The organism is Nostoc sp. UCD121, assembly GCF_014222285.1.
GTDB lineage: Bacteria > Cyanobacteriota > Cyanobacteriia > Cyanobacteriales > Nostocaceae > Nostoc.
On sequence record NZ_JACKZS010000198.1, the window covers coordinates 1 to 14,393 of the forward strand.

At 41.0% G+C, this 14,393-nt stretch carries 9 protein-coding genes and 1 pseudogene; 7 read left to right on the top strand and 3 right to left on the bottom strand.

Annotated features, from left to right (window positions below):
- Together GNF10_RS28900 and GNF10_RS28905 are read left to right on the top strand one after the other, a co-directional pair.
- Positions 1-2,820: response regulator (locus GNF10_RS28900; RefSeq protein WP_260446345.1), on the top strand; the 2,820-nt coding region annotated here is incomplete at its 5' end.
- 900 nt (positions 2,821-3,720) lie between these two features.
- Entirely contained in the window at positions 3,721-4,065 is a 345-nt protein-coding gene (locus tag GNF10_RS28905) for a DUF1815 family protein (RefSeq protein WP_012412199.1), read from the top strand.
- Between the two features lie 435 nt (positions 4,066-4,500).
- Here the strand turns inward: GNF10_RS28905 and GNF10_RS28910 are convergent, their stop codons facing one another.
- Complete coding sequence (locus tag GNF10_RS28910) at positions 4,501-6,570, bottom strand: CHAT domain-containing protein (protein ID WP_185580602.1); 2,070 nt, start codon at positions 6,568-6,570, stop codon at positions 4,501-4,503.
- A gap of 122 nt (positions 6,571-6,692) precedes the next feature.
- On the opposite strand from GNF10_RS28910, the gene GNF10_RS28915 reads away from it, so the two are divergent.
- Complete coding sequence (locus GNF10_RS28915; protein ID WP_185580603.1) at positions 6,693-7,193, top strand: thioesterase family protein; 501 nt, start codon at positions 6,693-6,695, stop codon at positions 7,191-7,193.
- Positions 7,194-7,272: 79 nt separating this feature from the next.
- Here GNF10_RS28915 and GNF10_RS28920 read toward each other — a convergent pair whose 3' ends face one another.
- On the bottom strand, positions 7,273-7,470 hold the full coding sequence (locus GNF10_RS28920) for a hypothetical protein (protein WP_185580604.1): 198 nt from the start codon (positions 7,468-7,470) through the stop codon (positions 7,273-7,275).
- 339 nt (positions 7,471-7,809) lie between these two features.
- Here GNF10_RS28920 and GNF10_RS28925 point away from each other — a divergent pair, with 339 nt between their 5' ends.
- Positions 7,810-8,220 (top strand): hypothetical protein, encoded by a 411-nt coding sequence (locus GNF10_RS28925; protein ID WP_185581536.1) that lies wholly within the window; start codon positions 7,810-7,812, stop codon positions 8,218-8,220.
- A gap of 153 nt (positions 8,221-8,373) precedes the next feature.
- Here GNF10_RS28925 and dxr read toward each other — a convergent pair whose 3' ends face one another.
- On the bottom strand, positions 8,374-9,570 hold the full coding sequence (dxr, locus tag GNF10_RS28930; RefSeq protein ID WP_185581535.1) for a 1-deoxy-D-xylulose-5-phosphate reductoisomerase: 1,197 nt from the start codon (positions 9,568-9,570) through the stop codon (positions 8,374-8,376).
- 447 nt (positions 9,571-10,017) lie between these two features.
- Here dxr and GNF10_RS28935 point away from each other — a divergent pair, with 447 nt between their 5' ends.
- The 3 genes and pseudogenes from GNF10_RS28935 to GNF10_RS28950 form a co-directional block, all read left to right on the top strand.
- The gene (locus GNF10_RS28935) at positions 10,018-11,325 is read left to right on the top strand and encodes a mannosyltransferase family protein (protein ID WP_185583262.1); all 1,308 of its coding nucleotides are present in this window, start codon (positions 10,018-10,020) and stop codon (positions 11,323-11,325) included.
- Between the two features lie 247 nt (positions 11,326-11,572).
- Positions 11,573-13,504 carry a DMT family transporter gene (locus GNF10_RS38060; protein ID WP_221643435.1) on the top strand — a complete coding sequence of 644 codons (1,932 nt, stop codon included), beginning with the start codon at positions 11,573-11,575 and terminating at the stop codon, positions 13,502-13,504.
- A gap of 270 nt (positions 13,505-13,774) precedes the next feature.
- Positions 13,775-14,393 (top strand): annotated as a pseudogene (locus GNF10_RS28950) (hypothetical protein); the annotation flags it as partial.

Sequence of the window (14,393 nt, forward strand, 5' to 3'; positions counted from 1 at the left end):
CTTACAGGAACTTTAGATTCAGTCCAAGGACAGCCAGATGATTTATTCGGCTCTTTCGATGAAAATCCGCAACTGCTATTTGAAGATGTAGCTACGGACTCAACCTATATTCAGATGGAAACCACAGAAAATCCTGTGGATGAACTATCTCTTACAGAAACTTCTTTAGATATTAGTTTTGGTGAAACTTCAGATTCATCCCAAACAAACTTAGAAAATTTAGGAGCCGAAGAAAATAATAACTTAGAAACTGCTTTTGAATTACCAACAAACCCGGATTTAGAAGACATACATCTGGGTTTTGCAAATGCTTTATTTTTTACAGAAACTGCTCTATTAGAAGCAACAAACCAGGAACAATTAGAAGAAAACGCGGCAACAATTGATTCGCAAGATGTCAATGATTTCACACAAACGATTATTCAGGAAGATGTAGAAACCGATTTATATGATTTAGGAGAGATATCTGAATCTGTAACAGTGTTAGAGGACGAAAATGCTATTGTTGTCTCAACTGAAGAATTGGTAACTACAGAAACCGTTGAAGTAGTTGCTCCAGAAGATGATTTTGCAGACTTGGAAGCATTACTAGGGGAGGAAGTAGCACTTAACCCCAAAGCTACCTCAATACCAGAAGTAGATTTTGCAGCCCTGGAAGAATTGCTCGGTACAGATAACGACAGCAATGTCCACGACGGGCTACGCCAACGCCAACCCTTCAATACTCAACCAGTCTTGGCGACAAATGACGTTCCACCACCAGCTATAGATGAATTTGGTGACTTGGAGAAGTTGTTGGCAGAAGCGGATCAAACAATATCCCATTCACCAGCAGCAAAATCGAACACCAGCAAACCTCCCCGTCCCTCTACTCGTCGGGCTGCAAGATTTGAAGAAACGATGAAGGTTCCAGTTAAGCAACTGGACGATATGAGTAATTTAGTCGGGGAGTTGGTGGTAAATCGCAATACCTTAGAGCAAGATCATGAACGGCTGCGGCAGTCATTAGATAATTTGCTGATTCAGGTACAACAACTCTCGGATGTGGGCGCAAGGATGCAAGAGTTGTACGAGCGATCGCTTCTAGAAGCCTCTCTATTAGCTGGACGCAAAAAGAAAGACTCTGGCTTACAAGCGCCTGATTTCAATGCTGATAGGGGTTTTAGTGAGTTAGAAATGGATCGTTTTACTCCCTTCCATACACTCTCACAGCAGATGATCGAACGCATTGTGCGAGTCCGTGAGTCGGCAAGTGATATTGATTTTGTCACCGAAGAAACCGAGCGAGTCGCAAGGCAGTTCCGCCAAGTAACCACCCAGCTACAAGAGGGATTAACAAGAGCGCGAATGGTTCCTTTTGCCCAAACTATCGATCGCTGGCGGCGAGGAGTGCGCGACAACGCCATCAAGTGTGGCAAACAAGTGGAGTTGGTAATCGAAGGTGGGGATACCTTAATTGACAAGATGATTTTGGATCATCTGACCGATCCATTAACTCACATGCTGAATAATGCGATCGCTCACGGTATTGAAACGCCAGAAGAACGACAAGCTGCTGGTAAACCACATGTGGGAATCATTACTATCCGTGCCTTCTACCAAGGCAACCAAACGATCATTTCTGTAGGCGATGATGGCGCAGGTATCGATTCCGCCAAGGTTAAGGCTAAGGCGGTGAAGATTGGCATGATTACAGAAGCGCAAGCAAAAGCCATGTCTCGCCTGGAAGTCTACGATCTGCTATTCCAGTCTGGTTTTACAATCAAAGACCAAGCAGATGAAATTTCCGGTCGTGGTGTCGGTATGGACGTAGTGCGTTCTGAGATTAGCGAAATTCGGGGGACAGTGAACACCGATTCTGCGATCGGCAAGGGAACCACCTTCACGATTCGTCTACCACTGACTTTGAGTATTTGTAAAGCTCTCTGCTGCGTCTCCGATCGCTCCAGGATCGCCTTCCCGATGGATGGTGTAGAAGATACGCTAGATATTCCCGTCAAAAATATTCAGCACGATGCCAATGGACAATCATTTATTTCCTGGCGTGATACGGTGCTGCCATTCCGACCCCTGAAGGAGCTTTTAACCTTCAATCGTCAAATCAGTCGCGGTAATGTCTATGGCGGTACGCGAGATGATGATATGGTTTCTGTGGTTGTGGTGCGATCGGCAAATACCTTGATTGCTCTACAGATTGACCTGGTGTTAAGCGAACAAGAAATTGTAATTAAGCAATTTGAAGGCCCAGCGCCTAAACCCATTGGTGTAGCTGGTGCTACAGTCTTGGGTGATGGTCGGATTATGCCTATTGCTGATGTGCTGGAAATAATTGACATCTTCCAGGGACGGATTTCTACACAAATGGGTGGCAATTCTTGGCAACAGAAAGGGGCTCCCATAGACACCTCTCCTGCGAAGATTGACCCGACAGTGCTGATCGTCGATGATTCGATTACAGTCCGAGAATTGCTATCCCTGACATTTAACAAAGCCGGTTATCGCGTAGAACAGGCGCGTGACGGACAGGAAGCTTGGGATAAACTCCGCTCCGGTCTGCCTTGCGATATCGTATTTTGCGACATCGAAATGCCCCGTTGCGATGGTCTGGAATTACTATCTCGCATTCAGAAAGACTCTAACCTCAACCACCTACCGATCGCTATGCTCACCTCGCGGGGTGCAGACAAGCACAGACAAATTGCAGCTCAACTCGGTGCTAGTGGCTACTTTACCAAGCCCTATCTCGAAGAAGCTCTCCTCGAAGCGGCGGCGCGAATGTTAAAAGGGGAAAAACTTGTTAGCACTACGAGTAATGTTTAGTAAGTAATGAAAAACTCCACCCGCAAGGGGATTGAGTTTTGGGGCATGGGGAAGATTTACCAATGCCCCTGCCGACTTCCAATAAAAAATAATTACTCAGTTTGAGTAAATAATCAAAATATACTATACATACATTTTTTTTGGCAAAACCAAACTAAGATAATTATCTTTGCAAATTTCTGTGCTTTGCTTCCTACTACTTTTTGAGGATAATCCCAAAATAGCTGAAAATATTGCCTAAATGGCAACATTGCTCTGCTGAGTTTAGATACTGTCAGTGTTAAGTTGATCCATTGTGGATTCTACACTCAGACTTGTCTATCTGTTACGTAAAGTTTGTATAAAGTACTATACTTAATCTGCTTTTCGTACTGAATCTCAAATTTGCACTGTCATCTGCTCAACTTTATATATACGGGAGGAAGAAATTTGGTATACCTAATTATTGGTCTATACCAAAATCTACGTTAGAAAGAGAACAGATTAAACATCTAAGCAAGAGACACTATAACGATGCAAAACTAAGTTATAGCCTTAAATAACACTGAAATTGGCTGCACATCATCAGGAAAAATTAAATATGAAGCTTTTCTATACTTGACTAGTGCTAGATTTAAGTTACTCTTAAAGCGGAATGCTTCATCTAAGAATCTACCCTGACAGAAGTGTATAAAGATATAGTTAAATTTAGCAATTCTGTCCGAGATTTTTAATTTGCAAACTGAATAGTTTGATACGGCGCTCAAAACCCTAATCTACTACCCTAAATAAGGTAGTCAATTAACGACTCAATATTATCTGTCTGGTAATGGTAGTGAATAGTTTACAATACCAGTGGATGAGAAAATCTAAAGAAAATATAAAAGAAACTCAAATGACTGTGGTGTCTGGAGGACAAAAGTGTTTCTGAGACTAGCACATCAACATCGACAATTCGTCCAAGACTTGGTAATGAACCTGCAAGCCTTGGCGGTCGTATTAGAGCGGCGCGGGTATCCTGCTTCTTGTTATACCTGTGGCGACCAAATGAATAGTGCATCGTTTATGGTTAGCTTGGGTGATAACCACCTGATTCGGTTTTTGGTGTCCGATTACGGGATTACTTGGACGGAAATGCGGGATGACCGTGAATTAATGAAGCTAGAAGGCGCAGAGGCAATTAGCCAACTGGACGAACTGGCTGATCTTGTCAAGCAATCTATGCAAACCGATACAGACTCTAAAATTCTTGCCAAGAAATATTAAGGTTCCAAAGGTCGATCGCAAATTAGAAATCGATTATCGGTAATTGGTAATGGTGGCTTAGTTAGCGATCGCTCTTAGTCTGTTCTCCATTACCATCAAGTGATTGGCTCGTAGCCCATCGCCTATTTTTTTCTATCTGCTAAAACCTCACGAGGCTGATTTTTAGCTTTTAGCTGAAATTTAAAACCCACTGTTAATCAGAATCAGCATAATAATTAGTAATTACTAATTCATAATTCCTAACTAAAAAACAGGTTAAGAAAAATTGCAACTATCAAGCAACAAACATAATTATGCTTGGGTTAAAACCTGTTTACATAAAGAAATTATGAATTATAAGTCATGAATTATGAATTTTTAATGAATTTTCTCGGTGGCAATCAGCCACAAAGTTGAACAAGGCATCCTTTGACAGAGATGGGAAACGATCAACACCTAAAGTCCATTGCCAATTAAAATAAAGGATGCCCAGTAGTACGGGTGACTAAAATTACTAACTACTGCCACGGGTACATTGTGGCTTCTTACTTTCCAGTCTCCAGTAATTAATGAGACTTGAGCTTGTCGTAAGGTTTCAGTTTTAGTCAACTTATCGGTGGTAAGTATACCATAAAAAGCACTCATAAGCGCTTGTGTACCACCATCATCTACAGACCATAAAGAGGCGATCGCGGCTCTTGCGCCGGTTTGTTGCATCTGATAGCCAAAGCCCAAAATTTCCTCGCCGTTACCTAACTTGCCTCCCAAGCCGGTTTCACAGGCGCTTAACACTACCAAATCTACATTGGGGAGTGACCAAGTAGCGACATTTCTGAAGTTAACGCGATCGCCATTCCCAAATAAAATAAACGAATCTTCTGGCTTACCGACCACAAAGGCTGCATGAGTCGCTAAATGGACAATTGTATAATCATCCATTTGGGGTACAGTGGCTCTGGGATTAAAGGCATCGTCTAAAAGCTTCGTAGTTGCAGGAATCGTAGCTGCTAAACTTTCTACTTCCCGTGTTGCAAAAGGCAATCCAGCAAAAGCAACCTGTCGATTCCCAACTTTAATTTGATAATTACCTTTAGTAAAAGCACCAGCTAAAACCCGCAAAGTAGATTGTTGTGGGCTATTTAGGTTAGTCAGACTAGCAGATGTAATGTGATTGACACCCAAACGCTGCACTAGCCATTGCTTGCCATCATATAAAGCAGTCAAAGGAATATAGCGTAACTGGTCATCTGGAGCGTAAATCAGAGTTTGTGTACCTGAGAGCTTCAGGTCTTTCTCTATGGGTTTAATTAGCCAATCATACAATTGGCGTGCAGGTGCTTTGATATTTCGGCTGGGATTAATTAAAGCTTGGCGAAAAGCAGCAATTGTTTGATAGAGGTTTTCGCGTTTTACAGCAACGGTGCGATGAATTGGTGGGGATTCAGGAGTGACTAATACCAATTCCAAGCTATCTTTTAAAATCAGTGGATAGAGGATTGCAGATTTTTGAGGCAATCTCGCCAAATTATCCCGAAGTTCGTTGAGATTCTCCAAATCCAAATTTTGCCGCCTAGCTGTACGGCTAATTTGCTCTATCTGTGCTTTCACTGAAGGACTATTGATAAATTCGTTAAATTTATCCAAAAGCTGCTGTTGATTTAAGACTAATTGCTCGATGCGTTGTTTCTGTTGTAGCGATCGCTCTTTAGGAGAAATTTTCCGTAGTGTTGTCAGTTCTTTACCCAACACAACAGCACTATTGACGGTTTGATCCAATTTTTGTTTAATTGGTTTTTCTGTTGCTGCTATATTAATACCTTTGACAGTACGTTGATTACCTGGCACAGTTTGAAGATATTCCTCTAGTTCTTCAACTTTGAGTAAATCGATTGTTCTTTGTGCTTCAGCAACACGTTCTTGTTTGAGCAATCGTTCACCCAAAATCCGGTATGTCTCGCTAACAGTGATGCTGTAAGCATCTGGTTGTAGCGCACTAAGTGCTGATGGATTCAAACGAGCTTTCTCACGATTAATTAAGCAATGCTTGTAGAAAAAAATTGCTAACTCTGGTTTATTTTGGATATCAAACAAGTAACCTATGTTACTGTAAGTTTTGCCAAGTCGAACCAGATCCCCAAGTTCTCGATTAATTAATAGGGCTTCCTGATAGGATTGAAGTGCTTCAGGATACTTTCTTTGACTTTGGTAAATTCTGCCGATGTTATTAAATGTTACGGCTTCCCAAGAGCGATCTCCAAGTTCTCTAGCCATAGCTAGTGCTTGCTGTAATCTCTGCAACGCCTCTTTTGATTGACCTTGCCGAGATTCTTTGATAGCTTCTTCATTGAGCCTTTCAATTTCTGAAAGCTGATTATTCTTGGGTAAAGCTTGAGCTTTTTCTCCAGAGTTGTATCTCAATCTTGTATTTATGCTTACCTGTTTATTGTCTGGGTACGCCATCCCCAAACTTAGTAAACTAAGTAGAGTTAAAGTAATGACATTAACATATAGGAGATTAGGCTGCATAACAAAAGACTCCCTAGACTCGGAAGTGTAAATATTAAATCAATAAGTTATGGAACGCAATTAATTTTTATGTTTATGCGATTCCATTATTTGAAAAATTTATAGGTGTTTAAAAAGTGAAAATGTCACAAGAAAAACCCAGCCAACCAGAGTTACCACCTACCACCGCCCTTGACAATCCATCAAGCTATGAATTTGGGAATTGGTTTGAATATCCTGTGAGAGTGCAACCTCACCACACTGATTATGCAGGTGTTGTCTGGCACGGTTCTTATGTAGCTTGGATGGAAGAAGCACGAATGGAATGCTTACGATCTATAGGGATTGACTTTGCTGATTTAGCCGCTATAGGTTGCGATTTACCAGTTGTAGAACTGTCGTTGCGTTATCACCGTTCAATTCAATTGGGTATGGCAGTGGTGGTAAAAACGCGCATGGCTGAGGTAACTGGTGTCCGAATTAATTGGGATTATGCCATAGTCTCAATTGATGGACAACAATTGTACGTCACTGCCAAGGTGACTTTAGTAGCTTTAGATCGCGAAAGAGGCAAAATTATGCGTCAGTTACCACCGAGTTTTAAGGATGCATTAGCTAAGATTTCAGCATTAAATAGTGATTGATCGGTACACTGTGGCAGAATTTAACTATCCTTAATAAGCTCAAGTAGGGGCAATTCATGAATTGCCCCTACTTATATTTTTACTTGCCGCTTTGGATATTTGATAAACTTTGAGTAAACTGCATGATGTGATGCAAAATATCTTGTGGAGTAATGCCAAAACTAATGTTTAATAAAATCAGAATTGCGGCAATGGTTAATGCATTCTTCAGAGTGGATTTCAACAACTTCCACAATATTACGAAGACAATCCAAGCTACAATCAACGTAGCAATCATAATATATAAATTCCTTAACAATAGCCCTTACCTGAAAGGATATTTATTCAGAAAGGGAAATTTTATCTGAACTAAAAATTACTAGTGCTAAAGCTATTAGACCTAATTTGGAATAGCTACTAAAGCCAAAATTTTTTGTCTAACTGTACCAATGTCATATTATCTGAAAATGAGACCATAATTTAGATGAGAGGCAACTTATTTGGCAATTTGGCAGAATTTATGCAATATTTTTTACTGGCAACTTTATATTAATCATTACAATAATATAATAGTTATATTTTTAGAAGGATATATCCTGTTTGATTTCTAAGAATCAAAAGGCTCAAAGTAGAAAGTATGACGGCAAAAATATATACCAAACTTGGAAAGTGGTACAGCCTAGTATATTTATTGTTGGTTGCCCTAGCTTGTGCAGCTGGTGCAATGATAAATTGGATTATAACTCGAAGTCAGACTGCTAGTGGTGAGACATTTGCTACAACATTTTTTCTAGCGATCGCTTCTGTCGTTGCGGTTGCCGCAATAGTTGGAATATTTCAAGAAAAGATGTGGGCAAAATGGATTACACTTGGAATCTATAGTTGGTATATTTTTGGTAGTATTCATTCAATCATCCAGCCATCTTTATTAGGCTCATTGGGAATAGATGCAAGAGGCTTCAAAGTAACGCATCTAATCGCTTTACTTTTTCCGGTTTTAGGAATTATTTTCTTATTAGAAAAGCCAAAGACAAATGTCTCTAGCTAATCAAGAAATTTATCAAATAAACAGTCTAGTACCACATGGCCAAGGATGTCCAAAAATAAATTTAGCTGTTAGCCTTCAGGTTAATGTTGAAGGCTAAATAAGAATTGGTCAAGAGCCAGAAAATCTGCCTTTTGGGTATCTGAGTGAAGGTTTTTATCGCACAGAAATTATCCGTGGGTGAGCTTCTAACTTTTCAGTCGCTGTTAAAACTTCTTGTCTTGCCCATTTATCTGCTGCCAAAATGTCATCTAAAGAGGGATTTGCACGGTTATTATTTTGATGGCGATCGCACACCCATTCGATACACCGGGGAATATCTAAAAAGCGAATTTTTTCATCTAAAAATAAAGCTACAGCTTGCTCATTTGCAGCGTTTAACACAGCTGGCATCGAACCACCAGCTTTACCCACAGCATAAGCCAACTGCATACAAGGATACTTTTGGTGATCTGGTTCCCGGAAGGTTAAATTTCCAGCTTTGACTAAATCTAGTCGTTCCCAATCGGTATAGATGCGATCGGGCCAAGATAGAGCATAGAGTAAAGGTAAGCGCATATCCGGCCAACCGAGTTGGGCTAAAACGGAAGTATCTTGCAGTTCAATCAGCGAGTGAATAATGCTCTGGGGATGAATGACAATTTCGATATTGTCATAATCCAACCCAAAAAGAAAGTGAGCCTCAATTACTTCCAGCCCTTTATTCATCAAAGTAGCAGAGTCTACTGTGATTTTTCGCCCCATCGACCAATTAGGATGCTTGAGAGCGTCAGCAACGGTTACATCTGCTAACCTTTCTACATCCCAGTCTCGGAAAGCCCCACCAGATGCAGTGAGCAAGATTTTCCGCAAGCCTGACTTTGGTACACCTTGGAGACATTGAAAGATTGCCGAATGTTCGGAATCGGCTGGGAGTAATTTTACACCATGTTTTTCGACTAGGGGTAGAACCACAGGGGCCCCAGCAATCAGGGTTTCTTTGTTCGCTAAGGCAATATCTTTACCAGCTTCAATGGCTGCGATCGTGGGTAGCAAACCAGCACAACCAACGATCCCAGTAACAACAGTTTGAGCATCGCCGTAGCGAGCAACTTCTATCACTCCGGCCTCGCCTGCCAGTAGAATCGGTTGGGGATCGAGGTCAATAATAGCTTCTTTGAGCGCTGGTAACTTATCTTCTGAGCAAATTGCTGCTATTTTCGGTCGAAACTGCCGAATTTGAGCAGCTAGCATCTCTACATTGCTCCCAGCTGCCAATCCCACAATCCGAAACTGATCTGGGTACTGAGTGACAATATCTAAAGTCTGAGTACCGATAGAACCAGTGGAACCAACAAGAGTAATCGCTTTCACAATTGCTTAAGGATTTACAGACAACTTCCACTATAAATTGCTGGGGACTCTTTCATAACAGCAATCACTATAATCGATACACTGACGCGGACGAATAGAGGCGCGGGGGAGGGGATACAAAGGGAAATTTATTCATTTTTCCTGGCTGTGCAAACCCCAATCGGTTGATTTTAACTCGATAGACTGCTAGCCATAAAGTACTAATTTTGCTCAATTTACATATAACTAGACAAAAATGTACTTATAAATACTATATTTTTAAAGATAAACTCCGAGAGAATTGGCAAAAGTGACCAAATAGGAAATAATTTCAATTAATTGCTAATTTGTCCAGTTTATTAATTATGTTGGTGGAGAATTTAATATGCAAAATGTTACTCATAAATTGCTGTGTTACAGCCATAGGTAGAAGGATGCATAAAGGAGTTTGTTGAAGTACTCAACCCTATGGTCAAAGTTCAGATAGTTATAAAAAAAGTTTTATGGAAAAATGATTTCCTGTTTCCAGTAGCATTATGGCTTGCCAGTAGAATATTCATTTGGACTACTATGTTGTTGGTTGTACCAAAACTACCATTATCAACAGAAGAGTTTTTGCCCCGTTTTGGCTGGGGGGTTTTTGATGCCTGGGATAGTGTCCATTACCAAGCGATCGCAACTTCTGGATATGAATTTGTGAACGACGGCAAGCAACATAATCTTGCCTTCTTTCCCCTATTCCCCTTAAGCATTTGGTTTTTGATGAAGCTGGGCTTACCGTTTGAATTAGCAGGTACGTTAATCAACAACCTGGCATTTTTCGCAGCGCTTTACTGTTTGTATTTTTGGATTAAAGAGCATTATGGCATCAATGCAGCGCACTGGACTACTGCTGTAGTTTCTTTATATCCATCATCCATGTTTACGGGGGTGATTTACACAGAGGGGCTGTATTTGTTTTTGAGTACATCGGCTTTGCGGGCGTTTGATCAAAAGCAGTACGGCTGGACTGCCCTTTGGGGGGCGATGGCGACAGCAACACGTCCTACAGGTATGGCACTAATTCCAGCATTTGCGATCGCAGCGTGGAAAGAACGCCGACCACCCATAGCCTATATTGCTAGTTTTGTTACCGCCACTGGCATACTTCTATTCAGTTTTTATTGTGCGATTTATTTTGGCAACCCTTTAGCTTTTATCGAAGCACAACGAGGATGGCGGCCCAATCTGGGGTTTGATTGGCAGGGTTGGTTAAATATGCTGATGCAAATTCTAGTTGGCACAAAAAACTGGCAATATGGTTGGATTCAAAAACCATCCGGCGGGATTGCAGACCCCTGGTATCTCTTGTTATTAGGTGTGATTGTTGCCAGTGGCTATCTTTTATGGCACTTCCGTCAACATTTGAATTTTCTGAAATTATTCTATAGCTTTTATGCTTTAGTCTTATCTCTGTTGCTCCTAGCAAGCGAAGAGTGGATCAATAACTTGCTCAACTTATTCATGGTTTTGGGTGGTGGCTATGTATTATGGCGCTTACGCACGCAACTGACCGCAGTTACAGTTATTTATGGCTTTTGCGGTATTGGTTTGCTGCTAGCTTCGGGAGGTACTATCTCCTTGAGCCGTCTCGCTTATGGTATTGTGCCTTTGAATATAGCCATTGGTGTGCTGCTATCTCGCCATCCTCGTCAGGGATATTTAATTTTGGGTGCTTTTATGACACTACTAGCCAAAATAGCTATAGGATTTGCCCAAGAACGTTGGGTTGGTTAGAGGTTTGATAGAAGAAAGGCAGGAGGCAGAGGGCAGAGGGCAGAAGGAAGAAAAGGTACAAACCTCGCTTCTTGTGGGCGAAAAATTAAAAACATTCTTTGCGAGATGCGTAGCACGAGAACATATTCGTCCGTTTCATACCTCTTCCCTTTATGGGAGAGGTTTCCCTTCTGCCTCCTGCCTCCTGCCTCCTGCCTTCTGCCTTCGTTGATTCTTTATTGGTGAGAAGTTGAATTTAAATTCCCTAATGAATGTATCCAATCAAAGGAAGATAGCCCTAGCTGCATTATTTATCGGTGTAGGAGCCATATCTTTTGGTTCTATTTTCGTGAAATTGAGCGAAACTCAACTCAGCCCCAATGCCACTGTATTTAATCGCTTGTGGCTTGCTAGTGTGTTCTTCTTGCTCTGGAATGGATACAAGGCTATACGTCAGCGACTTTCCTTAGACAAACCTGAAGAACAGCAATCTTACACCAGCCAGGATCTCTGGCTATTGGGAAGTGCTGGGATATTTTGGGCTGGCACTTTAGTCTCTTTGGCTTGGTCGCTGACTGAAACTAGTGTCGCCATCTCTAGTGTTTTACATAATCTCGCCCCCATATTTACTAGCTTAGGGGTATGGCTGTTATATCGTCAGGGTTTTGAGAGTCAATTTCTGATTGGAATGGTCATCGCCCTTGGGGGAGCGATCGCTATAGAATTTGAGGAGTTGCAAATTGCCACAGATGAAGTTCAAGGGGGCTTTGCTGCGATCGTTTCTGCAATTTTCTTGAGTGTATATCTGCTAATCGTAGAAAAATTACGAACTAAATTTTCTCCGGTCACAATCCAGTTGTGGATCAGTGCGATTAGTGCCCTAATTATCTTACCCATACTTTTGTTTACTCAAGATCAGCTTTTTCCTTCTACGGTCAGTGGGTGGCTTTGGGTCATTTCCTTAGCGCTGATCTGCCAAGTTTTAGGTCATGGGCTTTTGACCTATTCCCTGGCCAAGTTTTCCTCTGTGGTTGTCTCCTTGGTGCATCTTTTAGAGCCAGTATTTAGTGGCATTTTCGCTCTGATCATATTTTCGGAAAAATTAACTTTCTCAAATTGGGTAGGTTTCGCTGTAGTTTTAATGGGTTTATACTTGGCCGTATCTAGCCAAGGTGTTGTTAATTTACCGATCCAGAAATCAGTCACAACTATAGTTAACACTTTCGTTAAAAGTATGACGAGCAAACTGTCATTACTAAAGCAACAATTCTCCGAAACACCAGCTTTATTAGGAACTGCATCATTATTATTTGCCCTAATTCCCATATCTTTAGCACCATCTCTGACTAAATTATGTCAACAAGAAATCGGTGCAAATGCTGTAGTATTTCATCGCAGTTGGATCGCCACAATTGTCTTTGCCCTGTGGAATTTACTTGAAGCTTTCCGCAGCCAACAGTCTGATAATGAACCTATAGAAAATGAGCCTTTTACGAGCCAAGAAGTGTGGCTATTGTTGGCAATGGGAACCTCTGCTGGAACCTACCTTCTTTTGTGGGCTTGGTCGCTGAGTCAAACTAGTGTTGCTAATGTTGCTTTACTCTCTAATTTAAACTCCTTATTTGTTGCTTTGGCTGGGTATGTGTTATTCGGTCGGCGCTTCGATAACAGATTCGTGATTGGACTGGCCATAGCCTTGGCGGGAGCGATCGCATTTGAACTCAATAAGGTGCAATTTGCAACTGACCAAATACTGGGTGATACCTTAGCATTGCTAACCGCGATTTTCATGGCTACGTGTATGCTGCTAATAGAACGACTCCGAACCAGGTTTAGCACTGCAACTATCATGCTGTGGCGCTGTGGAGTGACAACAATGTTTCTACTACCCGTACTCCCATTCCTCGAAGATCGGCTGTTACCCTATTCCTGGACGGGTTGGTTTTTCATCATTTTCCAAGCCCTCTTCTGCCAAGTATTGGGTCAGGGACTTTTAGCCTATAGCCTCAGCAGAATCTCCTCAAGCGTCGTCGCCGTCACACTTCTCCTCGAACCAGTCTTAGCTTCTATTTTTGCTTGGTTCATTTTTTCAGAACAGGTAGGTTTATTTGATTGGGCGACTTTCGCCGTAGTTTTAGTGGGTATCTATCTAGCGCAATCTAGCCAATCTACTGTTCAAATAACAAACGAAGGATCTTAGTATGGGGCTGAACATAATTCCCTAACACACAAAAAGTATGAAAAATCAATAGTTTTAACCCCACGATATGGGGAAAATTTTGTGTAGCCGCGATTTCTAATCGCTTCCTCTTGATTTAATATTTCGACACCGCCAACTTGACTGATACAATTTATAACGAAAACTTTCGGCAACACATTATTAAAATTGGTGAAACATCAGTTCAATAGGTTGTTAAACTCTTTCCCATCCCAGGTTAATAAATACTTTACTATTGGTATTATATTAGCAGTGGTAATTCGATTAGTTTTTGTTCCGAGTAAATCGCTTGATTATAAATATTTTTTAGAGCCTTGGTATGATTTCATTGCATCTCATGGCGGCTTCAGCGCTCTCAAATATAGTTTTGCCGATTACACACCCCCTTACCTCTACTGGATTTTAATCTCTGCCACCCTGCTGTCTGGATTGCCGAAAATCTTCGCAATCAAGCTTTTTGCTATAACTATTGATTTTCTTTGTGCCTTTTTTACTTACAAAATTGTCAAACTAAAATACCCAGAAGGGAAAATACCAATTTTTGCTTTTTTGGCAGTTATATTGAGTCCAAGCGTTATTTGTAATAGTGCCATCTGGGGGCAATGTGATGTTATCTATACAACAGGATTGGCTGCCTGTATTTATTTCTTATCTCTTCAAAAACAAGTTTTAGCATTAATTAGCTTTGGCATAGCACTTTCTTTTAAGTTCCAAGCTATGTTTTTAGCACCTTTATTATTAATAATGTTACTTAAAAAAAGAATTCATTGGTATTATTTACCATTGATTCCATTCGTATATGTAGTTTTAATATTGCCAGCTTGGGTTGCAGGCAGACCAATGTCAGAATTGCTGCTAATATACTTTAACC